The organism is Streptomyces sp. NPDC002935 (assembly GCF_040611295.1).
Lineage (GTDB): Bacteria > Actinomycetota > Actinomycetes > Streptomycetales > Streptomycetaceae > Streptomyces.
Window position 1 is genome coordinate 159,629 of the sequence record NZ_JBEXNW010000007.1, and the last position, 24,445, is coordinate 184,073.

Genomic DNA, 24,445 nt, shown 5'->3' on the forward strand with positions numbered 1-24,445 from the left:
TGAGGTGACAGCGCGGGAGTGGCGCGGGGCGGGGCACGGCCGGTGGTGCTGGGATGGCCGCGAACCGCCCCGGCGTCCCGACGGGCGGGCCCCGAAGGAGACTCCGTATGCCCGCCCACTACTCGTCCACCGCACCAGCCGGTTCACACCGCACGCCGACCGAGGGCGTGACGTCCCCGCGTACGTCCGCAGCTCGATCACGGTCCAGGGGTACGTCCGCCGTACGCGCCGTTTCCCTCCGGGCGTCCACCGTCCTCGCCGTGACGCTCCTCGCCCTCGGCCTTGCGCAGGCGCCCTCCGTGTCGGCGCACGTCATGCCGGCCCGCGCCGACTCCGATGCCGAGCCCCTCCTTTCGACGGTCACCGTCACCCGCTAGGGCAGTGCCACCGCCGCGCCGGATCTCGCACTCATCGGCGCGGGGGTCGCCGTCACCGCCAAGACCTCGAAGCAGGCCCTCGCCGCGCAGAGCACCGCGTCCAACGCCCTGCTCGACGCCGTGCGCGCCCAGGGGATCGAGGAACGGGACATCCACACCGAGACGCTCTCGCTCTCCCCGGTCTACGCGGACAAGAAGGGCGTCTCCGAACTGACCGGCTACGAGGCCACGCAGTCGTTCTCGCTCAAGGTGCGTGACATCGGCACCACGGGCGCCGTCCTGCAGGCCGTCACGGACGCGACCGGCAACGCGGGCCGCATCCACTCCGTCGCCTTCGACATCGCCGACCCCGCCCCGCTGCACGCCCGGGCCCGCGAGGCCGCCTACCAGGAAGCGAACACCAAGGCCCTCCAGTACGCCCGGCTCGGTGGTCACCGGCTGGGGCGGCTGGCCTCCCTCACGGAGGGCGGCAGCGGCGCGTCCCGCCCGGTACCGGTCACCGCGGCCGCCTTCGACCAGGGCGGATCGGGGGTACCGATCGCTCCCGGCGAGATCCGGGACACGATCATCCTCACGGCGGTGTACGAACTCGACTGAGCCGACGAAGCCGACGGAGAGCGCGGGGCGGGGGCACCGGGCCGCCGCACGCGTGCTAGGGCCTGTCCGGCGGATCAAGTCGGAGGAGACCTGCGGCGCCTGATCAGCGCACGTGAGCGGGGCCTGGTGCGTGCAACTGCAAGGCGGAGGAGGGCGTCGAGGCGGAGCATCGGCAACCGACGACAACGCCGCTGGGGGTCCCCCCTGCTCGAAGAGCTTGGGGGAGGGCGTGCCAGGCCCCGCGTCTCCGGCATGATCCGCCGGACAGGCCCTAGCGCACCGCTGCCATCAACGCCTTGCGTTCGAGGCCCAGTTCGCGGGCGAGGGCCTCGTCCGCCCACTCCTGGGTCCGCGCCCGTGACACGGCTCCCGGGTACGCCGTCATCTGGACCGCCAGCCCGTCGAGCAGCGCCGTGAGTCTGAGGGCCGCACTCGTGGGGTCCGGGCAGACGAACTCGCCCGCGGCCACGCCCTCCGCGATCACCTCGGTGATCGCGGCCTTCCACTGCCGGTCGAGATCGCCCGTGACCTCGCGCAGCGCGGGCTCACGCAGAGCGGCCGCCCAGCCCTCGATCCACAGGCGCCAGCCCTTCGCCTGGCCCGTCGGGGCGTACCAGCGCACGGCGGTCCGAAGGCGGCGCAGTGCCGTCGTACGGCGGCCGAGCAGCTTGCGGAGATGGGTGAGGTCGTCCTCGGCCGCGTAGGTGAACGCGGCGGCGACCAGCTTCTCCTTGGTCGAGAAGTGGTACAGAACCAGCGCGTTGCTCACGCCGAGGGACGAGGCCACGTCGGCGATCCGTACCGCCGCCACGCCCCGCGCCTCGATCTGTTCGACGGCGGCCCGCAGCAACTCCTCACGCCGCTCCGCCACGCTCAACCGCACTCTGGCCACGCGGCAACCCTACACAGCCCTCAGGGGAGCGGCCCGCGAGGAGTTGACGCCTCCCTCGGCGCCGTCGCCCGCTCCTCGGGAGACGGGCCGACCCGGCCTCCTCGGTCCGCTCGGGCCGGCTCGGCTCGACTCAGGTCGCCGGTCGCCGGTCGCCGTCGGTCGCCGTCAGTCGACGAACTGGTAGTCGGCCCTGATGCGACCGTCCTCGTCCAGGACGAGGAACTCCAGTCCGCCGCCCGTGACCTGCCCGTCCCCGGTGTGGAAGGACTCCCAGCGGAACGTGATCACGTCACTGAGCCGGCGAGCGGACTCCTGGATCCTGAAGACGTACGTCCCGGGGGCCACGAACTCCTCGTAGGCACGCGTCACGCGCGCGTGCAGCTCGTCGTGGCCCCGGGCCTCCAGGGCGGCGGTACCGAAGCCGAGGGACACCGCCGTGTCGTGCATCTCCTGCGGGGGGCGCAGGACATGCACACCGTCCGGCGCCCACAGCTCCTGCACGGTCTCGCGGCGGATCTCGGGGTCGGGTTGGTTCCAGACGCCTATGTAGCGTTCGATCAGGTCCTGCGCGTCGATGGCGGACATGGTGCTCCTCGTGCGGGTCGGTGTGTGCTTCCACGCGGGTTCTTCTGATGCCACCGACTCTGCTTCGCCGCGGCCCGCGCCTCAATTCCCGCCAGGGAATCGCCCTCGTCGGCACGGACTCCCCGTCCGGCCGGGGCGGCGGGTCGCCCTCCGGCCCGACGTGTTCGTGGTGCGGGGCGGTCAGGGTTTCCGCGTCGGTCAGGCGTACCAGCCGAACCGTTCCGCGATGACCGGCAGCCGGTCGGTGACGATGGCGTGGGCGGCCTCCCGCGGCGTCGTGCCGTCGGCCTCCGCGCGCGCGAGTGTCCGGTCGATCAGGGCGCGCATGGAGCGCCGGGTGTGGGCGAACGCCTCGTCCGCGTCGGCGCCGATGTCGCCGAACAGCGTCCACCACCACCAGGCGTTCGTACCGGAGTTGACCACCACGTCCGGCAGGACGACGACCCCGCGCTCGGCGAGCAGCCGCTCCGCGTCCGCCAGGACGGGCATGTTGGCCGCCTCGACGATCCAACGGGCCCTGATCCCCCGCTGGTTCGCCGTGTCGATCGCGTACGACACCGCGGCGGGCACCAGGACCTCGGCGTCGGCGGACAGCCAGGCGTCACCCGGCAGCTCACGGTCCTCGCGGCGCAGCACCGCGCGGTCGACCGTCCCGTACGCGTCCCGTGCCGCGAGCAGCGCGTCGACGTCGAGGCCGTCCGGGTTCGCGATCGTTCCCTTGACGTCGGCGACGGCCACGACCTTGAGCCTCGCGCGCGCGAGGAAGCGCGCCGTGGCCCCGCCCATCGTGCCGAGCCCCTGCACGGCGACGCGCGTACCCGCGTACTCCACTCCGGCCCGGTCCAGGGCCGCGAGCACCGACTCGGCGACACCGCAGCCGCCGACCAGTTCGTCGAGGCCGATGCCGTCCACCTCGACCGCGAAGGCGTCCGAGAGCCGTCTCCGGGCCGCCGCCTCGTCGTCGAGCAGCGGGTAGACGGCCTGGATGGAGGAGACGAGCCCGGCCTCCTCGGCGGCCCGGTCGACCAGGTCCTGGGTGAGCCCGAGATCCTCGCCGGTGGTCCAGAAAGCCTCGATGTACGGGCGCATGGCGCGCAGATAGCGCACCAGCAGGCCGTACGCCGCCGGGTCCTGGGGATCGCAGTCGATGCCGCCCTTGGCGCCGCCCAGCGGGATGTACCGGCCCTCGGGGTTGTAGTGCAGGGCCTCCTTCATGGTCATGCCACGGGCGAGCCCGGCGACCTCCTCCAGCGTGCAGCCGGGCCGCATCCGCAGACCGCCGCTGGAGACGCCGCGCACGAGCCGGTCGACGACGAGGTAGCCCGGACGGCCGGTGACATGGTCCGTCCAGGTGAGCGTCATCAGGGGGGCGGTCATCGGGTCTCCTCGGGGATGGCGATCAGGGTGGGGCCGGGGGTGCGCAGTGCCTCGGTGAGCGCGGCGGTCAGCTCGTCCGGACCGTACGCGTGCGTGCCCTGTCCTCCGTAGGCGCGGGCCAGGGCGGGCAGGTCGACCGGTGCGAGGTCGACAGCCGTGGGCGCGTCACCCCGGGCGGCCATCTCGTCGCGGATCTCCCCGTAGCCGCCGTTGTCGAACACCACGACGGGCAGCGGGAGGTGGAGCTGTGCCGCGGTCGCCAGTTCCTGCACCGTGAACTGGAGGCCGCCGTCCCCGCTGAGCGCCACCACCTGACGGTCGGGGCACGCCGTCTTGGCACCGATCGCCGCGGGCAGCGCGTAGCCGAGCGTGCCGAAGCCGGTCGGGTGAAGATAGCGGCCCTCGGGGCCCAGCGGGAGATGCGGGAGCGCTCCGTAGTAGCAGCACTGGGCGCTGTCCGAGGTGATCACGGCGTCGTCGGCGAGGACGGAACGGACGGCCCGCAGGTACGGGATCCAGCGGGCGTCGCGCCCGGCGGTCTCGGCGTTCCGCGCGGCCCGCAGGGCACCGGACCGCCGGACGGGGTCCTCGTCCGTCACGCGCGCGTGGCGCCGTACACCGCCGGGCCCCCCGACGGCGTCGAGCAGGGCCGTCAGGCAGAGCCGTGCGTCGCCGACGACGGCGATGTCCGCGGGGAGGCCCGCGTACATCTGGTCCGGGTCCAGGTCCACGCGGATCAGCGTGCCGTTCAGGGCGGGCGACACGGACCACAGGTCGGACTCGGCGAGCTCGGTGCCGACGGCGAGCACGGCGTCGCGTTCCGCGAGCCAGTTCTGGATGGTGGGGCTGTGGAGGGAGACGCCGACGGACAGCGGGTGGGTCTCGGGGATGATCCCCTTGCCGTTGGCCGTGGTGAGGACGGGGGCGCCCAGCTCCTCGGCGAGGGCGAGGCCCGGGACGGCCGCGCCGCGTGCCCCGCCGCCGAGAACGAGCGCCGGACGGCGTGCCGCGAGCAGGGCTTCGGCGGCCCGCTCGACGGCCGCCGCGGCCGGGGCGAGGGGAACGGCAGGGGGAGCGAGGCGGACGGGGCCGGTCTCCTCGGCGGCCTCCAGCAGATCGAGGGGGATCTCGATGTGCGCGGGGCGCGGCCGACGGGTGCGGAACAGCGTGAAGGCGCGCGCCACCGCCGCGTCGATCTCCGCGACCGAGGACACGCGGTGACTGAACGCGGCGACGCCCCGCAGGGCCTCCGTCTGGCTGCGCGTCTCGTGCAGCAGACCGGTGGCGAGCCGGGGGTGGCGCAGCGGCATCCCGGGTGAGACGACGAGCAGCGGCACGCTGTCCGAGTACGCCTGGCCGACGGCTGCCGCCGCGTTCAGCAGGGCGGGGCCCGTCGTCGTGATCACGACACCAGGGCTGTGGGTCACGCGCGCGTAGCCGTCGGCGGCGTAGCCGGCCCCCTGTTCGTGGCGCGTCAGGACGTGCTGGATCCCGTACGCGGACAGGTGCCGGTAGATCTCCAGGTTGTGTGTGCCGGGGATGCCGAAGACCCGGGTCACGGCGTGGCCGGACAGGGCGCGGACGAGGGCCTCGCCGCCGGTGAGGGCCTCGCCCATCACCGGCTCCGGGCGATGACGCGCCGCACGACGCCCGAGGCGCTCTCGGTCTCCGACGGCTCGGCGTCGCGCATCGACCACTCGTCCCGGTACGGAGCCTGGCGGCCGAGCGGGTCCGGTTCGGCGGGGAGGTCGGACACGGTGCCTCCAGGGGCGGACGGGCCGGCGTGGCCCGCGGGCCACGGGGACGATGACCAGGTTACTGAATCACGAGTCAGTATCGGAACATGCGCCGGGCCGTGTCAACGCACTGGATCGACCATCAGCGGGAGATGCCGGGGATGCGCCCGCGCGACGGTGCTGAGCGGTGCGGGTCCGCTCGGTGGACCCGGGCCGTACCCGGACGTGGTCGTACGGTGACGGCCTGCCGACGCCCCCGTGGGAGCGGTGGCGCCGAGAACGTTCGTCTAACCCGGAAGAAAGTGCGTGCGTGGCGGGGTTGAGCAGATACAGACCCAGGGCCACGGACGTCGTGCTGTGACCGGGGCGACCCGGCGCTGTCAGAGGCGACGACCATAATGAAAGCCTGACCGACTCCTTGTGGAGGTATCCGTGACCGGTTTCCGTACCTTGAGCTCCGGGCTCCGCGCGCTGCGGCCCGCCGCCTTCGGCGCGGATCCGGGGGGTGCGCGGATGGAGCGCATCCGTAATTCGCCGAACTTCGCGGACGGTGTCTTCCAGAACCCGGAGCGTGCCCGCACCCGCCCCGACGGCTCGATGGTGGATTTCGCGAAGGTCTACTTCCGCAGTGAGGAGCGCGCCCACCGCTCCCCGACCGGCACGGTGCCGGTTCACGCGACGACGCTCGCCGACCTGGCCAGGCCCGCCGTGTCCGGGCTGCGGCTCACATGGATGGGGCACTCCAGCGTCCTCGCCGAGATCGACGGCCACCGCGTGCTGTTCGACCCGGTGTGGGGCGAGCGCTGTTCTCCGTTCGCCTTCGCCGGCCCCAAGCGGCTGCACCCGGTGCCTCTGCCGCTGGCCGCGCTCGGCCCGGTCGACGTCGTGGTGATCTCACACGACCACTACGACCACCTCGACATGCCCACGATCAAGGCGCTGGCCGACACGGACACGGTGTTCGCGGTGCCGCTCGGCGTCGGGGCCCACCTGGAGCACTGGGGCGTCTCGGTGGACCGCGTGCGCGAGCTGGACTGGAACGAGTCGACCAAGGTCGGCGGGATCACCCTGACGGCGACACCGGCGCGCCATTTCTGTGGGCGCGGCCTGCGCAACACGCAGCACACCCTCTGGGCCTCCTGGGTCGCCGAAGGGGACACGCACCGGATCTACCACAGCGGTGACACCGGCTATTTCGACGGCTTCAAGGACATCGGCGCCGCCCACGGTCCGTTCGACGCCACGATGATCCAGATCGGCGCGTACAGCGAGTTCTGGCCCGACATCCACATGACGCCCGAGGAGGGGATGCGCTCCCACCTCGATCTCCAGGGCGGGCAGCCCTCCGGAGTGATGCTCCCGATCCACTGGGCGACGTTCAACCTCTCCACCCACGCCTGGGCCGACCCGGGGGAGGGCACGGTGGCGGCCGCCCGCGCGGTCGGAGCGCGCGTCGCGCTGCCGCGTCCCGGCGAGCCCTTCGAGCCGACGGCCGAGACCGTCCCCGCCGAGCCGTGGTGGCGTGGTGTGGCCCGTGCGCCGAAGGACGGCTGGCCCGTCGTCGAGGAGACCGTCGCCGACACACCGGGTGACGTCGCGGACGGCTCGGCGGAGGGCACCGGAGAGCCGGAAACGGTACCTGCGGGCTGATCACCCGATCTGCGGCGAGGGCCGAGGAGCGAAACGCTCCTCGGCCCTCGCCGTTTGGTTGTGACCACTTCTGACCAGCTCCGATCGGATCCAGGTCCGGTGTGAACGTGTGTCCGACGGCCTTATCGGTCAGCCGTGCGACGCCTCATACCAGAGCGGGATGCTGACCGGGAGAGTTTGTCAACAGCCCACCGCACATGATGCGTTGGCGACTACTGTCAGTTGCCGTCGGGCGACGCAGGGCCGAATTTTTCGGCTCTCTCGACCGGCATCGCGATGGCACATGCCCGAGTCGCGCAGACCCGCGGGAGCCCCGTGCCCCCGACGCATCCAGTACGAGGACGCCGATGTCACACCTTCGCGCACCGGCCGCACGCGCAGACCGCCGTGAGGGCGGGCGGCACGGACGACCGGTCGCCCGTGCCACCCCCTCGCTGCCCGAGACACAGCTGCGGCCCCAACTGCTGCGGCTCGCGGTCCTGCCGCCGACCGCGGTGGCCCTCAGCGCGTGCGCCGCCGTACTGTTCACCGTCCGCTCCACCGGCGCCCGGCCCGGCCCGATCCTGTGGGCCGTCCTCGCCGGAGCGGTGGGCGTGGCCCTGGCCGGCATCCTGATCGCCGCCGTGGCCGCCGACCGCGCCGCCACGTCCGTACGGGAACGCATAGGCGCACTGCGCCGCGCCAGCACCCAGACCGAGGCCGATCTGCGTGCCGTCGTCGAGGGTCTGCGCCGCGGCGAGAACCCGCCCACGCGCACGTCGCGCCGCAGACTTCCCGCCGACGCCGACGACTTCGACCTGCTCGCCGCCGACATGTCCCGCGCCCATGACGGCGCCGTCGCGGCCGTCGTGCAGGCCTCGCAGCTCTCCAGCCACGCGGGCAGCGAACAGAAGGTCGAGGTCTTCGTCAATCTGGCCCGGCGCCTGCAGTCCCTCGTGCACCGCGAGATCTCCATCCTCGACGAGTTGGAGAACGAGATCGAGGACCCGGACCTCCTCAAGGGGCTCTTCCACGTCGACCACCTCGCCACCCGCATCAGACGCCACGCCGAGAACCTGGCCGTGCTCGGCGGCGCCGTCTCGCGCCGTCAGTGGAGCAACCCCGTCTCCATGACCGAGGTGCTGCGCTCCTCGATCGCCGAGGTCGAGCAGTACTCGCGGGTCAAGCTGGTGCCCCCGATCGACGGCACCCTGCGCGGCCACGCGGTCGCCGACGTCATCCACCTGCTCGCCGAACTCGTCGAGAACGCCACGGTGTTCTCCGCCCCGCACACCCAAGTGCTGCTGCGGGTCAATCTCGTCACCGCGGGACTGGCCATCGAGGTGGAGGACCGCGGGCTCGGCATGCAGCCCGGCGAACAGAACAAGATGAACGCCCTGCTCACCGACCCCGACCAGGTCAATGTCGCCCACCTGCTCCAGGACGGGCGCATCGGTCTCTTCGTGGTCTCGCAGCTCGCCCGCCGGCACGGCATCCACGTACGGCTCCAGAGCAACATCTACGGCGGAGTCCAGGCCGTACTCGTGGTCCCGCAGGGGCTGTTGGGCTCGACGCCGGGTGTCCTCGGGGACGGAGGCGTGACACAGGGGCCGCCGCACGAGACGAGCGGGGGGCGGCCGTCCCTGGGCCCCGGGCCCACACAGTCCGCACCGGCGCAGATTCCGGTCGCCCCCGGCAGCCGCGTGGTCGTCCCCGTGCCACGGCAGTCGCAGCGCGAGCCGGCGCAGGGGGAACAGGCACCGCCGCGTCTCGTGCCGGGCGCGCCCGTCGCCGGTCGCGGCGGCCCCGCCCCGCTCCCCGTGCGCGGCGCCCACGGGGAACGGCCCAATCCGGCGGAGGCGGTACCCGGCATCCGCCCCGAGGACCGGCTCGCCGTCACCGAGAACGCCGCCATGCCGCCCACACCACGGTCCGGCGCCGTGCGCGGCACCATGGGCAGGCCCCACCTGCCCAAGCGGCGTGCCCAGGAGCACATCGTTCCCCAACTGCGGGAAGGACCCGTCGCCCGACCGGACACGGAGTACGTCGTCGGGCACGACCCGGGTCTCATGGCGGCGTTCCAGCGCGGGATCGGGCTCGCGGAGGCCGCCCACGCGGAGACGGCGGGCCGGCAGGAGCTGGATTCGTCTCAGGGGCCGTCGCCGACGGATGCGTTGACCGCCCCGGCGTCGTTCCCGGACCGAGCCCGCCCGGAGCGACCTCACCTGGAAGCACCCCTCTGGGAATTGCCGCGCCGCGAAGTGTCGCGCAGGGAATCGCCGCGCCTGGACGGTGTGGCCCAGGTGCACGGGGAGTCGTCCACGGGCGCCCCTCTCGGCGGCGGCGACCCCATGGACGTACCCCTGACGCACGGAACACCGACGGGGTACCCGGGCGAGACCCGCACGACGCACGCGCAGGGGCCGCACCGGGCGCGGGACACCGCGTCCGGACACGACCGCACCACCCGGCACGACGGGAGCGCACCGGCCGGATGACCACCCCCACACCTACCCCCACACCGACCCCCACCGCTCCCGCGGACCTTCGTACCTCAAGGAGTCGATCCCCCATGGCGAGCGATGCGCCGACCGGCCACGTATCCGATCTCGACTGGCTGATGAGCGGCCTCGTCCAGCGCGTACCGCACACCACGAGCGCGGTGCTGCTCTCCTGTGACGGGCTCGTGAAGTCGGTCCACGGCCTCGACCCCGACAGCGCCGACCACATGGCGGCGCTGGCCTCCGGCCTCTACTCCCTCGGGCGCAGCGCGGGCGTGCGCTTCGGGGACGGCGGCGACGTACGCCAGGTCGTGGTCGAACTCGCCTCGACCCTGCTGTTCGTGTCCACGGCGGGCTCGGGGACCTGTCTCGCCGTGCTCGCGGGCCGCGAGGCCGACGCCGCCGTGCTCGGCTACGAGATGGCGATGCTGGTCAAGAGCGTCCGGCCCTATCTGGTCACCGCGCCCCGGCAGCATGCCGCGGAACCCCCGGCGATGAGGCCTTGAGCGCGGCCGCGGCCGGCGACGGGCCCTGGCTCGATGACGCGGCAGGGCGCCTGGTGCGCCCCTACACCGTCAGCAACGGCCGGACCCGGCCGACGACCGCGCTCGACCTCCTTTCCCAGGTCATGTCCACCGGAGCCATGCCCCTCGGCTACCTCGGCCCCGAGCACAGCCAGGCACTCGAACACTGCCGGGCACCGGTCTCGGTCGCGGAGATCGCCGCCCATCTGAAACTGCCGGCGGCGGTCACCAAGGTGCTGCTGTCCGACCTCGTCGACTGCGGGGCGCTCACCACGAAGCCCCCGGAGTTCCACCACAACCCCACTGACCGGTCTCTTCTGGAGGCAGTGCTCGATGGATTACGACGACACCTCTGACCTGTTCCCCACCGCACTGAAGATCTTGGTCGCGGGCGGGTTCGGGGCAGGCAAGACAACCTTCGTCGGCGCGGTGAGCGAGATCGCGCCGCTCAGTACGGAGGAGCTGCTGACCACGGTCAGCGCGGCGACCGACCGGCTCGACGGCATCGAGAACAAGGTCGAGACGACCGTCGCGATGGACTTCGGCCGCATAACCCTCGACCCGGAACATGTGCTCTATCTGTTCGGCACACCCGGGCAGGAGCGGTTCTGGTTCATGTGGGACGAGCTCTCCGAGGGCGCGCTCGGCGCGGTGATCCTCGCCGACACCCGCCGTCTGGAGGACTGCTTCGCGGCCGTCGACTTCTTCGAGCAGCGCGGTCTCGGGTTCATCGTCGCGGTCAACGAGTTCGACGGCTCGTACCGCTACGACCCGGCCGAGGTGCGCGCGGCCATCGATCTCGACCCCGAGATCCCCGTCGTGTGCTGCGACGCCCGGATCTCCAGCTCGGGGGTGCAGACCCTGCTCACGCTGGTCCGTCACCTCCTCGCCCACGCACCGGCCCCCTCCCCGAGCCACGGAGCCCGCACATGAGCTATGACCCGCCGCGACCGGCCGGTCGTCTGCTCCTCACGCCGGAGGACAAGGACGCCCCGGCCCGCGTGAGACGGCTGCGCCGGCTGGGGTTGGGAGAGCGCGCCGAGCCCGCCTTCGACGCCTTCGCGGACCGCCTCTCGGAGGTCGCCGGGGCGCCGTACTCGATGGTCAACTTCATCGACGAGGAGCGGCAGTTCTTCGCGGGTCTGCACACTCCGGACGGCGGTGGCAAGGGCGCCGACCTCGCCGCGAAGGCGGACGGGAGCGAACCCGAAGTGGGCCGCTACATGGCCAGGGACCACGGCTTCTGCCCCCATGTGGTGGTACGCCGCAAGGCACTCGTCCTGGAGGACGTCTGCGACTACCCGCGGTTCGCCGGGAATCCGGTCGTGGACGAGATCGGCGTCCGCTCCTACCTCGGCGCCCCGCTGATCGACCGCACCGGCATCGCCCTCGGCACGATCTGTGTCGTGGACATCGAGCCGCGGCCGTGGGGAAGAGCGGGCCTGGAGACCATCAAGTCGATGGCGGCCGAGCTGGTCGGACAGCTCGAACGGCGGGAGGGCGTCCAGGGGTTCTGACGACGTGCCGCGACGCGGCGGCCACATAGCCACCTCCGCTACCGGAGTCCCCCTCTTGGGCCACTCCGGCGGGCCGACATCCGACCCCGGGCAGGGCTAGGGAGAACTGGGGTGTGAAGGAAAGCTGGGGCCGCGCTTAAGAAATCCTCGATGGACCCGGGGCACCGTCGTACGGCAGATTTCTGGGTGAATTCACCCCTCTCCCCGGTGCGGGCCTCCCTCGGCGTGCCCGTTCCCGGGACCTCACGCACAGGAGCCGTCGAGTGAAGGCGCTGGTCAAGGAGAAGGCGGAGCCCGGACTCTGGCTCACGGACGTTCCGGAGCCGCAGGCCGGCCCCGGTGACGTACTGATCAAGGTTCTCAGGACCGGGATCTGCGGCACCGACCTGCACATCCGCAACTGGGACGGCTGGGCGCAGCAGGCGATCAGCACGCCGCTCGTCCTCGGGCACGAGTTCGTCGGCGAGGTCGTCGAGACCGGCCGCGACGTCGCCGACATCAACATCGGCGACCGGGTCAGCGGCGAAGGCCACCTGGTCTGCGGCAAGTGCCGCAACTGCCTCGCCGGGCGCCGCCACCTCTGCCGTGCCACCGTCGGCCTCGGCGTCGGCCGCGACGGCGCGTTTGCCGAGTACGTCGTGCTGCCCGCCCAGAACGTGTGGGTGCACCGCGTCCCGGTCGACCTCGACGTCGCCGCGATCTTCGACCCGTTCGGCAACGCCGTGCACACCGCGCTGTCCTTCCCGCTCGTCGGCGAGGACGTCCTGATCACCGGCGCCGGTCCGATCGGCCTGATGGCCGCGGCGGTGGCGCGCCACGCGGGCGCCCGCAACGTCGTCATCACCGACGTCAGCGAGGACCGCCTGGAACTGGCCCGCAAGATCGGCGTCAGCCTCGCCCTCAACGTCGGCGCCTCGACGATCGCCGACGGGCAGCGCACGCTCGGCCTGCGCGAGGGCTTCGACATCGGCCTGGAGATGTCCGGCCGCCCCGAGGCCATGCGCGAGATGATCGCCAACATGACGCACGGCGGACGGATCGCGATGCTGGGCCTGCCGTCGCAGGAGTTCCCGGTCGACTGGTCCCGGATCGTCACTTCCATGATCACGATCAAGGGCATCTACGGCCGCGAGATGTTCGAGACGTGGTACGCGATGTCGGTCCTCCTGGAGGGCGGCCTCGACCTCTCCCCGGTGATCACCGGCCGGTACGGATTCCGCGACTACGAGGCAGCGTTCGACGACGCGGCCGGCGGGCGCGGCGGCAAGGTCATTCTCGACTGGACTCTCTGAGGACTCTAAGGAACTGATGATGTTCGACTCCGTTCGTGACGACCTCCGCACCACCCTCGAAGAGATCCGCGCCGCCGGGCTGCACAAGCCCGAGCGGGTCATCGGCACCCCGCAGTCCGCGACCGTGAGCGTCACCGCGGGCGGCCGCCCCGGTGAGGTCCTCAACTTCTGTGCCAACAACTACCTCGGTCTGGCCGACCACCCCGAGGTCGTCGCCGCCGCCCACGAAGCGCTCGACCGCTGGGGCTACGGCATGGCCTCCGTGCGCTTCATCTGCGGTACGCAGGAGGTGCACAAGGAGCTGGAGGCGCGGCTGTCCGCGTTCCTCGGCCAGGAGGACACGATCCTCTACTCCTCCTGCTTCGACGCCAACGGCGGAGTCTTCGAGACCCTGCTCGGCGCCGAGGACGCGGTCATCTCCGACGCCCTCAACCATGCCTCGATCATCGACGGCATCCGGCTGTCCAAGGCGCGCCGCTTCCGGTACGCCAACCGCGACATGGCCGATCTGGAGGCCCAGCTCAAAGAGGCCTCCGACGCGCGCCGCCGCCTGATCGTCACCGACGGCGTCTTCTCGATGGACGGCTATGTCGCTCCGCTGAAGGAGATCTGCGACCTCGCCGACCGCTACGACGCGATGGTCATGGTCGACGACTCGCACGCCGTGGGCTTCGTCGGCCCCGGCGGCCGCGGCACCCCCGAGCTGCACGGTGTCATGGACCGCGTCGACATCATCACCGGCACCCTCGGCAAGGCCCTCGGCGGTGCCTCCGGCGGTTACGTCGCCGCCCGCGCCGAGATCGTCGCCCTGCTGCGCCAGCGCTCCCGCCCGTACCTCTTCTCGAACACGCTCGCCCCGGTGATCGCCGCGGCCTCCCTGAAGGTCCTCGACCTGCTGGAGTCCGCCGACGACCTGCGCGTCCGGCTCGCCGAGAACACCGCGCTGTTCCGCTCCCGGATGACCGCGGAGGGCTTCGACATCCTCCCCGGCGACCACGCGATCGCTCCCGTCATGATCGGTGACGCGTCCGTCGCCGGCCGCATGGCGGAGCTGCTACTGGAGCGCGGCGTGTACGTGATCGGCTTCTCCTACCCGGTCGTCCCGCAGGGCAAGGCCCGTATCCGCGTCCAGCTGTCCGCGGGACACTCCACCGAGGACGTGAACCGGGTCGTGGACGCCTTCGTGGCGGCGCGCGCGGAACTCGACGCCTGACGGCGTGGGCGCCGTCCCGGCCGAGGACGGTGGGCACCGCCTGTGCCTCCCGGCCGAGGACGGTCCCCGGCGAGTGCGCCCTCGTGGCTGAGGGCGCACAGCGGCCAGGTGGCCGAAAAGGGCGTGTGACCTGAGAGAATCGGTCGCATGATCGAAGCGCGGCGGCTCCACATCCTTCGTGCGGTGGCCGACCACCGCACGGTGACGGCGGCAGCCGCCGCGCTGTATCTCACGCCCTCGGCGGTCTCGCAGCAGCTGACCGCCCTGGAACAGGAGACGGGCCACCGGCTCGTCGAGCGCGGCGCCAAGGGCGTACGGCTGACACCCGCCGGCGAGATCCTGCTCGGCCACACCAACGCCGTGCTCGCTCAACTGGAGCGCGCCGAGGCCGAGTTGGCCGCGTACAGCTCTGGCTCCGCGGGTACGGTCACCGTGGCCTCCTTCGCGACCGGCATCGGCCTCGTCGTGGCCCCCGCTCTGGCCCGCCTCGCCGTCGTGGCGCCCGGCATCCGCATCCGCGTCCAGGACGCAGAGGGCGACGCCAGCCTGCCGATGGTGCTCGACCGGCAGGTGGACATCGCGGTGGCCGTCGAGTACCGGGGTGCCCCGGACGCCGACGACCCGCGCCTCACGCACGTCCCGCTCTACGCCGAGCCCTTCGACGCGGTCGTCCCCGTCAGTCACCGCCTGGCCGACGCCGAGGAGGTGCCGCTCGCCGAGCTGGCCAAGGACCCCTGGATCGGCCAGTCCCCGGGCAACCCCTGCCATGACGTGGTCGTCCTGGCCTGTGAGAACGCCGGGTTCCAGCCGCGTCTCGAACACTCCTCGGACGACTTCCGCGCCGTCGTCGCCCTCGCCTCCGCCGACGCGGGCGTCGCCCTGGTGCCCCGCTCGGCGCTGCGCGGCATGGAACTCACGGGTGTGGTCGTCCGCCCGGTCGACGGCATCGCGCCCACGCGCCGCGTCTTCGCCGCCGTACGCCGTGGCGCGGAGGACCATCCGCTGATCCGACCCGTCCTGGACGCCCTGACGCAAGCCGCGAGGGCGGACTGAGGGAGACGACGATCTTCCGCGAACAACTGGGAGCGCCCGCCATCGAAGCGTGAGAGGCCTCGGACCCGGCGCCGAGGGCGTCAGGGCGCCGCGGGCGCCACCGCCCGACTGAGGGCGGTGCCGCGCGATCTTAGGCGGTGCCGCCCGATCTGTGGGCGGCGCGGCCCGATCCGCCGCTGACGTCGTGCTTCGTCGCGTCGATGTCAGAGCCATTGGCTACCGTGCGTCTCATGCCGGATGCCGAAGACGTACGCCGTATCGCCCTCTCTCTGCCGGACACGACGGAGAAGATCGCCTGGAGCATGCCCACCTTCCGGGTGGCGGGAAAGATGTTCGCCACGCTGCCCGAGACGGAGACCTCCATCGCCGTGCGCTGCCCGAAAGTCGAGCGTGACGAACTGGTCCTGGCCGAGCCGGGGAAGTTCTGGATCGCCGACCACGAGGCCGGCTTCGCCTGGGTCCGGGCCCGGCTCTCCGCTCTGGAGGACGACGACGAACTCCGCGACATCCTCGCCGACTCCTGGCGCCAGGCGGCCCCGCCCCGGCTGATCGACGCCCACCCCGAACTGGGGCTCCCGTCCGCCGAGTGAAACGGCCCGGGCGTTGTCGGTGCTCCGTGGCATGATCCGGAAACAGGAGTGGAGAGCGGTACGGACGGCTTCGTGGGGGAGCCGTGGGGGCGGGGCGGGGGAGAGGTGCGGGCGGGATGACCATGACGTCATCGGGCACGTCATCGGGCGAGGAGCCGCTGTGCGGAGCGCCTCCGGACCGCGCGCCGGGGGAGGGCGCAGCGGGGGACGGCCCGGCAGGGGACGGCCCGGCAGGGGACGGCCCGGCGGGGGACGGCTCGGCAGGGGACGGCCCGGCGGGGGACGGCTCGGCAGGGGGCGGCCCGGCGGGCGCCGACGTGGCCGGGGGCGGCTCAACCGAGCGGTGGAGCAAGGCATCCGCGGTGTCGGGCCCAGGACCCACCCGCCCCGACATCCTGGCCGACCGGCAGCCGCGGCCCGTCTGGTCGCGCGATTTCGCCCTGTTCTTCGTCGCGCGAGCCCTCGCCCGGCTCGGCGACACCATGCTGCCGGTGGCCCTCGCCGCGGGACTCCTGCAGTACGGGTACGGGGTGGGCGCCGTCGGCCTCGCCATGGCCGCGTCGGCCGCGCCGTTCGCCGGACTGGTGATCTTCGGGGGAGTGATCGCCGACCGGTTCAGCACCCGCAAGCTGATGATCGGCGCCGACCTGGTGCGCCTGGTGACCCAGTCGCTCGCCGCGGCCCTCTTCTTCGCCGACCACGTGATCCTCTGGCAGATCTGCGTGATCGGCGCGCTCAACGGCGTGGCGGGCGCGGTCTTCCAGCCCGGCGTCGCCAGCACCGTGCCGCGCCTCGCCACCGACGTACAGGGGGCCAACGGCGCCATACGGATCGCCGAGTCCGCCGCCCAGCTCGCCGGGCCCGCGCTGGCGGGTCTGCTCGTCGCGTTCGCCTCCGCCGGAGGGGTCTTCGTGGCCCACGCCGCCACCTTCGCGCTGAGCGCCCTGTGCCTGCTGCTGCTCCGGCTGCCCCCGGCCGCCCCCGGAAGCCAGGCGCACAGCGGCAGCTTCAAGGCCGATCTCGCCGAAGGGTGGCGGGAGTTCAGATCCCGCACCTGGATGTGGGCCGTCATCGTCATCTGGTGCGTCTACATGATCTCCATCTGGGGCCCGACCGTCCCCCTGGTGGCGACCGAGGTGGTGCAGCACCACGGTCCGCGCGCCTACGGCCTGATCAACTCCGCCCTCGGCGCCGGTACCGTCATCGGGGGGCTCGTCGCCCTACGGCTGCGGCCGCGCCGCATGCTGCGCGCCGGCTCCTTCGCCCTCTTCGCCTTCGCGTGCTTCCCCGCGTCCGTAGGGGCGGGGCTCGGGGTGGCCGCGATGTCGGCGGGAGCGCTGATAGCCGGCGCGGGCACCTCGCTGTGGGGCGTGATGTGGGCGACCAGCGTGCAGACGCAGGTCGCGCCCGACGTCCTCAACCGCATCCACGCCTACGACGTCGCGGGCTCCCTGGCGATGATGCCCGTCGGCCAGGCGCTCGCGGGACCCGCCGCCGCGGCCCTGGGCGCCGACAACGTCCTTCTCATAGCCGGCTTCATGACCCTGGTCGTCTCCACGGCCCTGCTGTCGGTGCCCGCGATTCGCAACCTGGTGCGCGTCGACGGCCCCGTACCCCGGCTGCGGACCGGCGCCGCAGTGCCCGAACCGGCCCGGCGGGACAACCACCGAGCCGTCTGAGCGGGTCGACGCGAGCACCACACGACTGCCCGTGCCGCCGGGAACCCCTCGATCCGCTCCCGGCGGGGTCGCGTGCCGAGGCCGTGCGCGCGCGGGTGTCCTCGTCGGTTCCACCCCTCTCCACCCCTCGCACAGCGGGAACCGGTCACCTTTCTCACGCTCATCCGCGCAGGTGAACACCGGACGCGTGCCGCCCGTCCGCTTCCGCGTCCCGCCGACCGCCCGGACGGCGGGAAACGGGTGCGCGACCACCTGCACGAGTGCGGTATTGTTTCCGTGCACGTCCAACCAGGGGAAACCCCAGGTCAGACGGGCAACGGGACGTGGCGCAGCTTGGTAGCGCACTTGACTGGGGGTCAAGGGGTCGCAGGTTCAAATCCTGTCGTCCCGACTGTGAGATGGGCCTTCACGGGCGGAAACCCGTGGAGGCCCATTCGCATGAGGGCCCGCGGCGCTGCCGCGCGCCGCTGCCTACCAGTTGCGTTCCCTTCGGAGGGCTGCCTCTGCCAGTGCGCGGATGTGTACGCCCTGGAGGAAAAGGTCGTAGAACCACTCGGGTATGACCAGGATCGACGCCAAGGCCACACGCCACCCTCGTGCTTTCACGGTGATCGCGCGCTCTATCGCGTAGAACGCTGTAAGGGCTATCCAGAAGGGAGCGATCCTGACGCCGGCACCCGTCATGACAAACCACAGAAGTGACCCGACGTAAATTGTCGATACCGCGGCGCCCAGAAATGCGATCGCTTGTCTGACCCATCCTTCGAGCGTGTAGCGCGTAAGACCGTAGTCAAACAGGTTCTCCAGCGCTCCGCGTTTCCAACGAAGCCGCTGCTTGGCGAGGTCGCCCCACGTCAGCATGACTTCCGTGGTCATTGTGGCTCGGGAAGGGGCGACAACACGCCAACCCCGGTGCTTCAGTGCGAGCGTGAGTTCGTTGTCCTCCGTCAGCACCTTGGTGTCGTACACGCCGTCCGCCGCAGGCAATTGTCCGTTCTCACGGGAGGCCAGAACATCCTTCAAGGCTTCCACCTTGAACAGGCAGGCAGTGCCTGTCAGGCACAATACCTTCCCTTTCTTGCGTCCTGTGTCCCGCGCGTATCGCGCGTACTCATTCCGCTGGAAAACGCCGCACAAGCCACCGCCCGCACGTCCGCGGAAATTCCCTCCCACAGCGGCGTATCCCTGGCGCAGCTTCCTGCGCGTCACTTCGATGAAGTGGGGATCGAGGTAGGTGTCGGCATCCTGAACCAGAACCGCATCATCATCCGAGAGGGTTTTCAGAAGTTCTGCCAGCGCTCCGTTGAGATTGCCGGCCTTCTTATACTTGTTGCCGACAGAATGCCAGACTTCGGCACCGGCTTCCCGGCCTATTTGCTCCAGTTCGCCGGTTCGTTGCTTCTCCTTGTGCGGGTCAAGAGTCACGACTATGCGGTCCGGTGGGTGCGTCTGGCGCTTCAGCGCTTCAAGGACGTGCCCCAGAGAGTCCACTTCCTTGTAAGCGGGAACGAGCGCCACCACCCTTCCCGGGTTCTCCCCTGAGGGCGGCCTGCCACGTTCATGCTTCGAACGCATCCAGAAGAAGCAGGCGCGAAGCATGCATGTCTTGGCGAACATGGCCGTCACCTCGATGCCGCTGAGAGGGTGAACGCTGTTTCCACCGGGGCGATGTGACTGAACGCCTCGGGTGTGTTGCCGAGTTGGCGGCCCGTGTCCGGGGCCGCGTACCGGCGTGGGAACCGTCCGTGTCCGAGCCGGCGCACGGATCGAGCGGTGGAACGCCACGCCACGATCTTGGAGTGGACGAACTGTCTCCCGGGGCCGCGCACCCGCCAGTTGTCGGTGAATCGCACCGGGCCGGTCTCGGTCTCCCGCGCGGCCGGGCGGGCAGGTGAGTCGAGGCGCAGCGGACATGGCCAGTCGGCTGATCCGCCCCTGGCGACCGTCGGAGCCGTCTCCAGGTGACTGAGGAGGGCGTAGTCCTCGATGCGGGGCATGGAGTCCGCCTTTCGACCCATCGGTGCGAGCAGCCCTGTTGAAGGAATGGGCTATATGCGTATATTTACACTGTATACGTACACTAGGATCGAACGGGCGCGGCGTCAACACGAGCGGCGCGGGGGCGGATCGCCTGGAGGTGCCATGACCAAGGAGCAGGGTCGGGCGGGGGGTGAGGGCTGGCGCGGCGCCGGTCCGGTGCGCCGCTCCGGCGGTCGCGGCTGGTATCGCCCGCTGAGCCGGGAGCGTGTGCTGGCCGCAGCGCTGGCGTTGGTGGACCGGGAGGGGCTGTCGGCGCTGAGCATGCGCCGCCTGGGCGCCGAACTCGGGGTGGAGGCGATGGCGCTCTACCGGTATGCGCCGAGCAAGAACGCCCTCCTGGACGGACTGGTGGAAGCGCTCTATCTCGAAGTGGAGGAGTGCCTGGCCGCCGATGCGGAGGCGGGTGCCGTGGCCGGCGTGCCGGCGTGGCGCTCCGGGCTTCACCGGATAGGGCGGGTGACGTACGACGTCTGCCTGGCCCATCCCGAGGCGGTGCCACTGCTCCCCACGCGCATGCTGAGGGCTCCCCTGGCCCGTCGGCCGCTCGCCGTTCTGAAGGACCACGAGAGGGTGTTCGCCCTGCTCGAGGAAGCCGGACTCGACGGCGCCCGCGCCGGAGTCGTCTTCCGCGCCATCACGGGGTGGGTCCTCGGCTATGTGTCAGTTGAGGTGTGCCCCATGGCGGCCAAACCGGATGAGCCGGATCCCGTGGTCCGCCTCGGGCTGGATCACCTTCCGCCGCGGGAGCTGCCCAGGCTGCGGATGGCCGTCGCGCTCACCGAGCCGGGCGGGCCGGAGGGCCTGGCCGTCGGGCTGGACGCACTGCTCGACCGCCTGGTCCGGCCCATCGGGGCGGGGTCGGTGCAGTGATCGCCGCACTCTCCACTTGACCGCATGCGCCAACGGGGTTAAAGCTGGACGTATACGTCGTAAACAAGTCGGATCGGCAGCTGAGAAAACTCGGCTGATGTGCCCGCCCCCTCACCACTACGGCTTCGGGCCGGGCGTCGGATCGATGCAGGTGCCGGATCTCCAATTTGTCCGTGAAGCTGATCCGTTTCTGATGGCGGAATTGGCCGCTTCATGTTCCGAAGGAGAAACTCATGGCGGACTACACCGGTGCCGGAACTGTGGCATCTGCCGGAGTCGGTGCAGGCGTTCTGCCTGTCACCGGCGGCGTGGACAGCATCTGGTTCTGGGTCGTGATGTTTGTTCTGATCTCGGCGGGATTCGCCGCGCTGCGGCTGATTCCCCGAAGGGAGAGCAATAGCGACGACACCTGACCAAGGCTGAGTCGCCCCCAAGGTGGAGTGGCATTTCCGGTGACCCCGCCAAAACCGTGAGGACGTTTCCCATGCGGACAATAATCCGCCTGGTGGGAGTGGGCTTGATCCTTACCGGTCTCCTTATGGGAGGCCTCAGGCTTCACCAGGACTGGCAGCAGAATCACGAATATAGCCGCGCGCAACAGAATCTGCGTGATCAACTGTTGCAGCCGCAGGTGGGCCATCAGGAATCGGCTCCTCCACAAGGGGCGACACGGAAGGATCCCGGCCCCAGTGAGGGGAAGGCTCTCGCGGTGCTGCGGATTCCGAAATTCGGGGCCGGATACCATCCGGTCATTGTCGAGGGAGTATCTCAAGATGCTCTGGCAAAGGGCCCGGGGCACTATCCGGGGACTGCGATGCCCGGTGAGATCGGCAACTTTGCGGTCGCCGGCCACAGAACGGGTTGGGGGCAGCCGTTCAACCGGCTGGACCAGTTGAAACGCGGCGACTCGGTCACCGTCGAGTGGCGGGGACGAAGCGACACCTACCGGATCACGGGGACAAGGAAGGTGAAGCCGACGGAGGTCGGTGTCGTCCTGCCCGTTCCCAACAGGCCCGGGGTCAAGCCCGACAAGGCGCGCATCACGCTCACCACCTGCACGGACCGTGACCCGGTCACCCGCGCCTACAGGCTCCGGCTCGTCGTCTGGGGTGAACTGGACGAGCGGTGACATCGCGCGCTCCGAGCCGGGCGGCGACTGTTTCCAGACGTCGCTGAGGAAAGGCGCGCATCCTGCGCCATCGAGCCAGTGTCACCGGCTCGTGCTGCTGCCCGGCCCAACGCACGATCGACTGTTCGAACAGGTGGTAGAAGGCCGGGATCAGACGACCGGTACGGTCCACCTCCACCTCGATGGCCAAGAGCTCGGCTCGATGGCCGAGAGCTCGGCGCACCGCACCTCACGGCGCACACGCTCTGATGGAAGTGGCGCTGCCAGACCGTGTTGAATCCGCCGTCGAGGTTCCGTGCGTGTGCGGTGTGGGGATCCAACCGGAAGCCCGTGGGTGCGGCGCGCCCCCACACCTCGTCGTCCCCCGGCCGGAACCTGACGGAGAGCCGGTCGCCCAGCGAGGTCGTCGAACACCGCCCCAGCGTCCACAACACCGACACCTCCGGGCGGCACCGGTCCTCTGGCACCCCACTCGCCCGACCAGGATTCCTCGGCTCCTCGCGCCTCACAGATCATCGAGGCGACAGCCGACCTACCTGCCCGCTACGAGGCTCACGCGGCGCGACAGACTCCGTACAGGGAGTACGGCATCTCATACATCTCTCACAGACCACCTCAGGTCGGCACGCCGACCACGCCCTTGACCTGGATGTTTACCGGATGGCCTGGACTGTGTGGACGCCCTGACCTTGGCGTCGGCTTCCGGGGGCAAGGGGTCGCAGGTTCAAATCCTGTCGTCCCGACTTTTTGAGTCGTGGTTCAGAGGCCGTTTTCTCATCACTGAGGAAGCGGCCTTTGTCGTACCCGGACACCGCCGTTCGCCACCCCGTTCGACCGGTGGCGTACGGGTGTCCGAGATGGCTCGGTGTCCGAGAAAAACGCTTGGACCGGGTGGACACCGTCACGGGAGACTGCAAGTCCTGGCCTGCCCATATGGCTACATCGGCGTCTTTGTGAACCGCGCGGGGACTCCGTCGCACAAGCGCGTGGCGGGCTGCCGTACGACGACACAGGGTGGGGATGGCATCGCCTGAATCGCGGAGGGCTTTACCGGGCAGGGGCTCAGTGCTCCTCGCACTTCGTTACTACGGAAGGGAGTTGGTCCGGCTCAAGCGGCTGACGGCGCCCGCCATGCTGATGCCGGCGCTGGGCAACATCGGCATCGGCTATGTCGCGCCGCTCATCGTCGCGAAGCTCGTCGGTCGCATCGCGGGCGACGGCGGCGGCCTCTCCATCGGCGTGGCGCTGCCCTACGTCCTCGGCTTCGGCGGTGTCCTGCTGCTCGCGGAGGCGTTCTGGCGCCTCGGTCTGCACTGCCTGAACCGCCTGGACGCCCTGGGCATCGAGCAGTTGTACGTGATCGGCATGGACGAACTGTTCGCCAAGGACGCCTCGTTCTTCCACGACAACTTCGCCGGGTCGCTGACCAAGCGGGTGCTGAGCTTCGCCTCCCGCTTCGAGGAATTCGTCGACACGATGACGTTCCAGGTCGTCGGCAGTCTCGTGCCGCTGGTGTTCGGGTCGGTGGTGCTGTGGCGCTACGAACCGCTGCTCGTCGTCGGGCTCCTGGTGATGATCGCGGTGACGGGACTGTGCGTGGTGCCCCTCATCCGCCGCCGCCAGGCACTCGTCGACCAGCGCGAGGAGGCGATCGCCCGGGTCTCGGGCCACGTCGCCGACAGCCTGATGAACATGGACACGGTCCGGGCCTTCGCCGCCGAGGAACGTGAGGCCGCCGAGCACCGTTCCCGAGTCGCGGTCTCGCGGCGGCTCACCCTGCGGTCGTGGGACTACGGCAATCTGCGCATCGACACCCTGGTCGCGCCGATGTCCGTGCTCACCAACGCGTTCGGCCTGCTGCTCGCGGTCGCGCTCGGCGGGGGCGGTCACGGCGTGGAGGCGGTCGTGGTCGCCTTCACGTACTACGCCAACGCGACCCGGATCATGTTCGAGTTCAACCAGATCTACCGTCGCCTGGAGAGCTCGATGACGGAGGCCGCCCAGTTCACCGAACTGCTGCTGACGCCGCCGACCGTTCTCGACCCTATCGCTCCGGAGCCCCTGCTGTCCCGCGCCGCCGACGTCCGCTTCGAGCGGGTGACGTTCACCCACGCGGGCGCGAAGCCGCTGTTCACGGGGCTCGAACTGGCCGTACCCAGCGGGGCGAAGATCGGTCTGGTCGGCCGGTCCGGCGGGGGCAAGACCACGCTCACCCGGCTGCTGCTGCGGATGACGGACATCGACGACGGCCGCATCCTGATCGGGGGGCAGGACATCAGCAAGTTGCGCCAGGCCGACCTGCGCAGCCTGATCGCCTACGTGCCGCAGGACCCGGCGATGTTCCACCGCACGCTGCGGGACAACATCGCCTTCGCCCGGCCGGACGCCACCGACGCCGAGATCCGCCGCGCGGCCGAGGCGGCGCACGTCACCGAGTTCGCCGACGCCCTGGCGGACGGCTTCGACACCATGGTCGGAGAGCGCGGCATCAAGCTGTCCGGCGGCCAGCGCCAGCGGGTGGCCCTCGCCCGCGCGATCCTGCGCGACGCGCCGATCCTGCTGCTCGACGAGGCGACCAGCGCCCTGGACTCCGAGAGCGAGCTCCTCGTCCAGGAGGCGCTGTGGCGGCTCATGGAGAGGCGTACGGCGCTCGTGGTGGCACACCGGCTGAGCACGGTCGCCACCATGGACCGGCTCATCGTCCTCGACCGCGGACGGATCGTGGAGCAGGGCACGCACCAGGAGCTGCTCGCCTCGGACGGCGCCTACGCGAAGCTGTGGCGCCACCAGTCGGGCGGCTTCATCGACGACAGCCCCGCGCCGGCCGACCAGCACTGAACGCGG

At 70.9% G+C, this 24,445-nt stretch carries 23 protein-coding genes, 1 tRNA gene and 1 pseudogene; 18 read left to right on the forward strand and 7 right to left on the reverse strand.

Annotated features, from left to right (window positions below; translation table 11 throughout):
• Window positions 1-107: 107 nt before the first annotated feature.
• Together ABZX90_RS11885 and ABZX90_RS11890 are read left to right on the forward strand one after the other, a co-directional pair.
• Window positions 108-377, forward strand: coding sequence for a hypothetical protein (locus ABZX90_RS11885; protein WP_355203886.1), 270 nt, complete (start codon window positions 108-110; stop codon window positions 375-377).
• A gap of 12 nt (window positions 378-389) precedes the next feature.
• Window positions 390-974, forward strand: a pseudogene (locus ABZX90_RS11890) (SIMPL domain-containing protein); the annotation flags it as partial.
• A 271-nt stretch (window positions 975-1,245) separates the two neighbouring features.
• On the opposite strand, the gene ABZX90_RS11895 reads toward ABZX90_RS11890, so the two are convergent.
• From ABZX90_RS11895 to ABZX90_RS11915, 5 genes are all read right to left on the reverse strand, one after another.
• Complete coding sequence (locus ABZX90_RS11895) at window positions 1,246-1,866, reverse strand: TetR family transcriptional regulator C-terminal domain-containing protein (protein ID WP_355203889.1); 621 nt, start codon at window positions 1,864-1,866, stop codon at window positions 1,246-1,248.
• A 165-nt stretch (window positions 1,867-2,031) separates the two neighbouring features.
• On the reverse strand, window positions 2,032-2,451 hold the full coding sequence (locus ABZX90_RS11900; protein ID WP_351119356.1) for a hypothetical protein: 420 nt from the start codon (window positions 2,449-2,451) through the stop codon (window positions 2,032-2,034).
• A 198-nt stretch (window positions 2,452-2,649) separates the two neighbouring features.
• On the reverse strand, window positions 2,650-3,828 hold the full coding sequence (locus ABZX90_RS11905; protein WP_355203892.1) for a Glu/Leu/Phe/Val dehydrogenase dimerization domain-containing protein: 1,179 nt from the start codon (window positions 3,826-3,828) through the stop codon (window positions 2,650-2,652).
• Window positions 3,825-5,444 carry a thiamine pyrophosphate-dependent enzyme gene (locus ABZX90_RS11910; protein WP_355203895.1) on the reverse strand — a complete coding sequence of 540 codons (1,620 nt, stop codon included), beginning with the start codon at window positions 5,442-5,444 and terminating at the stop codon, window positions 3,825-3,827. The genes ABZX90_RS11905 and ABZX90_RS11910 overlap by 4 nt, the downstream gene beginning before the upstream one ends.
• Complete coding sequence (locus tag ABZX90_RS11915; protein ID WP_355203898.1) at window positions 5,444-5,584, reverse strand: hypothetical protein; 141 nt, start codon at window positions 5,582-5,584, stop codon at window positions 5,444-5,446. Before ABZX90_RS11915 ends, ABZX90_RS11910 begins: the two co-directional genes overlap by 1 nt.
• Before the next feature lie 412 nt (window positions 5,585-5,996).
• On the opposite strand from ABZX90_RS11915, the gene ABZX90_RS11920 reads away from it, so the two are divergent.
• The 12 genes from ABZX90_RS11920 to ABZX90_RS11975 all read left to right on the forward strand — a co-directional run bounded on the left by ABZX90_RS11920 (window position 5,997) and on the right by ABZX90_RS11975 (window position 17,953).
• Window positions 5,997-7,214, forward strand: coding sequence for an MBL fold metallo-hydrolase (locus ABZX90_RS11920; protein WP_355203901.1), 1,218 nt, complete (start codon window positions 5,997-5,999; stop codon window positions 7,212-7,214).
• 347 nt (window positions 7,215-7,561) lie between these two features.
• Window positions 7,562-9,691, forward strand: coding sequence for an ATP-binding protein (locus ABZX90_RS11925; RefSeq protein ID WP_351119362.1), 2,130 nt, complete (start codon window positions 7,562-7,564; stop codon window positions 9,689-9,691).
• A 74-nt stretch (window positions 9,692-9,765) separates the two neighbouring features.
• Window positions 9,766-10,200: a roadblock/LC7 domain-containing protein gene (locus ABZX90_RS11930; RefSeq protein ID WP_351119363.1), complete on the forward strand. Its 435-nt coding sequence runs from the start codon at window positions 9,766-9,768 to the stop codon at window positions 10,198-10,200.
• Window positions 10,197-10,574, forward strand: a complete 378-nt coding sequence (locus tag ABZX90_RS11935; RefSeq protein WP_355203905.1) for a DUF742 domain-containing protein — start codon at window positions 10,197-10,199, stop codon at window positions 10,572-10,574. The genes ABZX90_RS11930 and ABZX90_RS11935 overlap by 4 nt, the downstream gene beginning before the upstream one ends.
• Window positions 10,552-11,151, forward strand: coding sequence for an ATP/GTP-binding protein (locus ABZX90_RS11940; RefSeq protein WP_355203908.1), 600 nt, complete (start codon window positions 10,552-10,554; stop codon window positions 11,149-11,151). Before ABZX90_RS11935 ends, ABZX90_RS11940 begins: the two co-directional genes overlap by 23 nt.
• The gene (locus tag ABZX90_RS11945; protein ID WP_351119366.1) at window positions 11,148-11,735 is read left to right on the forward strand and encodes a GAF domain-containing protein; all 588 of its coding nucleotides are present in this window, start codon (window positions 11,148-11,150) and stop codon (window positions 11,733-11,735) included. The genes ABZX90_RS11940 and ABZX90_RS11945 overlap by 4 nt, the downstream gene beginning before the upstream one ends.
• 263 nt (window positions 11,736-11,998) lie before the next feature.
• A complete protein-coding gene (gene tdh / locus ABZX90_RS11950) occupies window positions 11,999-13,027 on the forward strand; it encodes an L-threonine 3-dehydrogenase (protein WP_351119368.1) in 1,029 nt (342 codons plus the stop codon).
• Window positions 13,028-13,046: 19 nt separating this feature from the next.
• Window positions 13,047-14,240 (forward strand): glycine C-acetyltransferase, encoded by a 1,194-nt coding sequence (locus tag ABZX90_RS11955; RefSeq protein ID WP_355203912.1) that lies wholly within the window; start codon window positions 13,047-13,049, stop codon window positions 14,238-14,240.
• 147 nt (window positions 14,241-14,387) lie between these two features.
• Window positions 14,388-15,293, forward strand: a complete 906-nt coding sequence (locus tag ABZX90_RS11960; RefSeq protein ID WP_351119371.1) for a LysR family transcriptional regulator — start codon at window positions 14,388-14,390, stop codon at window positions 15,291-15,293.
• A gap of 230 nt (window positions 15,294-15,523) precedes the next feature.
• Entirely contained in the window at window positions 15,524-15,883 is a 360-nt protein-coding gene (locus tag ABZX90_RS11965) for an MmcQ/YjbR family DNA-binding protein (protein ID WP_351119372.1), read from the forward strand.
• Between the two features lie 116 nt (window positions 15,884-15,999).
• The gene (locus ABZX90_RS11970; RefSeq protein ID WP_355203917.1) at window positions 16,000-17,562 is read left to right on the forward strand and encodes an MFS transporter; all 1,563 of its coding nucleotides are present in this window, start codon (window positions 16,000-16,002) and stop codon (window positions 17,560-17,562) included.
• 317 nt (window positions 17,563-17,879) lie between these two features.
• Window positions 17,880-17,953: transfer RNA gene (locus tag ABZX90_RS11975), tRNA-Pro, on the forward strand.
• A gap of 80 nt (window positions 17,954-18,033) precedes the next feature.
• Here ABZX90_RS11975 and ABZX90_RS11980 read toward each other — a convergent pair.
• On the reverse strand, window positions 18,034-19,179 hold the full coding sequence (locus ABZX90_RS11980; RefSeq protein WP_351119831.1) for a glycosyltransferase family 2 protein: 1,146 nt from the start codon (window positions 19,177-19,179) through the stop codon (window positions 18,034-18,036).
• Window positions 19,180-19,184: 5 nt separating this feature from the next.
• Window positions 19,185-19,559, reverse strand: a complete 375-nt coding sequence (locus ABZX90_RS11985; RefSeq protein WP_355204177.1) for a hypothetical protein — start codon at window positions 19,557-19,559, stop codon at window positions 19,185-19,187.
• Between the two features lie 145 nt (window positions 19,560-19,704).
• Between ABZX90_RS11985 and ABZX90_RS11990 the strand changes: the two genes are divergently transcribed.
• From ABZX90_RS11990 to ABZX90_RS12005, 4 genes are all read left to right on the forward strand, one after another.
• Window positions 19,705-20,472 (forward strand): TetR/AcrR family transcriptional regulator, encoded by a 768-nt coding sequence (locus ABZX90_RS11990; protein WP_355203920.1) that lies wholly within the window; start codon window positions 19,705-19,707, stop codon window positions 20,470-20,472.
• A gap of 233 nt (window positions 20,473-20,705) precedes the next feature.
• A complete protein-coding gene (locus ABZX90_RS11995; protein WP_351119837.1) occupies window positions 20,706-20,885 on the forward strand; it encodes a hypothetical protein in 180 nt (59 codons plus the stop codon).
• A gap of 71 nt (window positions 20,886-20,956) precedes the next feature.
• Window positions 20,957-21,601: a class E sortase gene (locus ABZX90_RS12000; RefSeq protein ID WP_351119840.1), complete on the forward strand. Its 645-nt coding sequence runs from the start codon at window positions 20,957-20,959 to the stop codon at window positions 21,599-21,601.
• Window positions 21,602-22,621: 1,020 nt separating this feature from the next.
• Entirely contained in the window at window positions 22,622-24,439 is a 1,818-nt protein-coding gene (locus ABZX90_RS12005) for an ABC transporter ATP-binding protein (protein ID WP_355203924.1), read from the forward strand.
• Window positions 24,440-24,445 lie beyond the last annotated feature (6 nt).

Coding starts and splice junctions, on each gene's coding strand:
- ABZX90_RS11970 (WP_355203917.1), top strand. CDS start 16,000: ATGACCATGACGTCATCGGGCACGTCATCGGGCGAGGAGCCGCTGTGC.
- ABZX90_RS11905 (WP_355203892.1), bottom strand. CDS start 3,828: ATGACCGCCCCCCTGATGACGCTCACCTGGACGGACCATGTCACCGGC.
- ABZX90_RS11925 (WP_351119362.1), top strand. CDS start 7,562: ATGTCACACCTTCGCGCACCGGCCGCACGCGCAGACCGCCGTGAGGGC.
- ABZX90_RS11960 (WP_351119371.1), top strand. CDS start 14,388: ATGATCGAAGCGCGGCGGCTCCACATCCTTCGTGCGGTGGCCGACCAC.
- ABZX90_RS11940 (WP_355203908.1), top strand. CDS start 10,552: ATGGATTACGACGACACCTCTGACCTGTTCCCCACCGCACTGAAGATC.
- ABZX90_RS11955 (WP_355203912.1), top strand. CDS start 13,047: ATGTTCGACTCCGTTCGTGACGACCTCCGCACCACCCTCGAAGAGATC.
- ABZX90_RS12000 (WP_351119840.1), top strand. CDS start 20,957: ATGCGGACAATAATCCGCCTGGTGGGAGTGGGCTTGATCCTTACCGGT.
- ABZX90_RS11930 (WP_351119363.1), top strand. CDS start 9,766: ATGGCGAGCGATGCGCCGACCGGCCACGTATCCGATCTCGACTGGCTG.
- ABZX90_RS11945 (WP_351119366.1), top strand. CDS start 11,148: ATGAGCTATGACCCGCCGCGACCGGCCGGTCGTCTGCTCCTCACGCCG.
- ABZX90_RS11980 (WP_351119831.1), bottom strand. CDS start 19,179: ATGTTCGCCAAGACATGCATGCTTCGCGCCTGCTTCTTCTGGATGCGT.
- ABZX90_RS12005 (WP_355203924.1), top strand. CDS start 22,622: ATGGCATCGCCTGAATCGCGGAGGGCTTTACCGGGCAGGGGCTCAGTG.
- ABZX90_RS11990 (WP_355203920.1), top strand. CDS start 19,705: ATGACCAAGGAGCAGGGTCGGGCGGGGGGTGAGGGCTGGCGCGGCGCC.
- ABZX90_RS11885 (WP_355203886.1), top strand. CDS start 108: ATGCCCGCCCACTACTCGTCCACCGCACCAGCCGGTTCACACCGCACG.
- ABZX90_RS11900 (WP_351119356.1), bottom strand. CDS start 2,451: ATGTCCGCCATCGACGCGCAGGACCTGATCGAACGCTACATAGGCGTC.
- ABZX90_RS11995 (WP_351119837.1), top strand. CDS start 20,706: ATGGCGGACTACACCGGTGCCGGAACTGTGGCATCTGCCGGAGTCGGT.
- ABZX90_RS11965 (WP_351119372.1), top strand. CDS start 15,524: ATGCCGGATGCCGAAGACGTACGCCGTATCGCCCTCTCTCTGCCGGAC.
- ABZX90_RS11910 (WP_355203895.1), bottom strand. CDS start 5,444: ATGGGCGAGGCCCTCACCGGCGGCGAGGCCCTCGTCCGCGCCCTGTCC.
- ABZX90_RS11985 (WP_355204177.1), bottom strand. CDS start 19,559: ATGCCCCGCATCGAGGACTACGCCCTCCTCAGTCACCTGGAGACGGCT.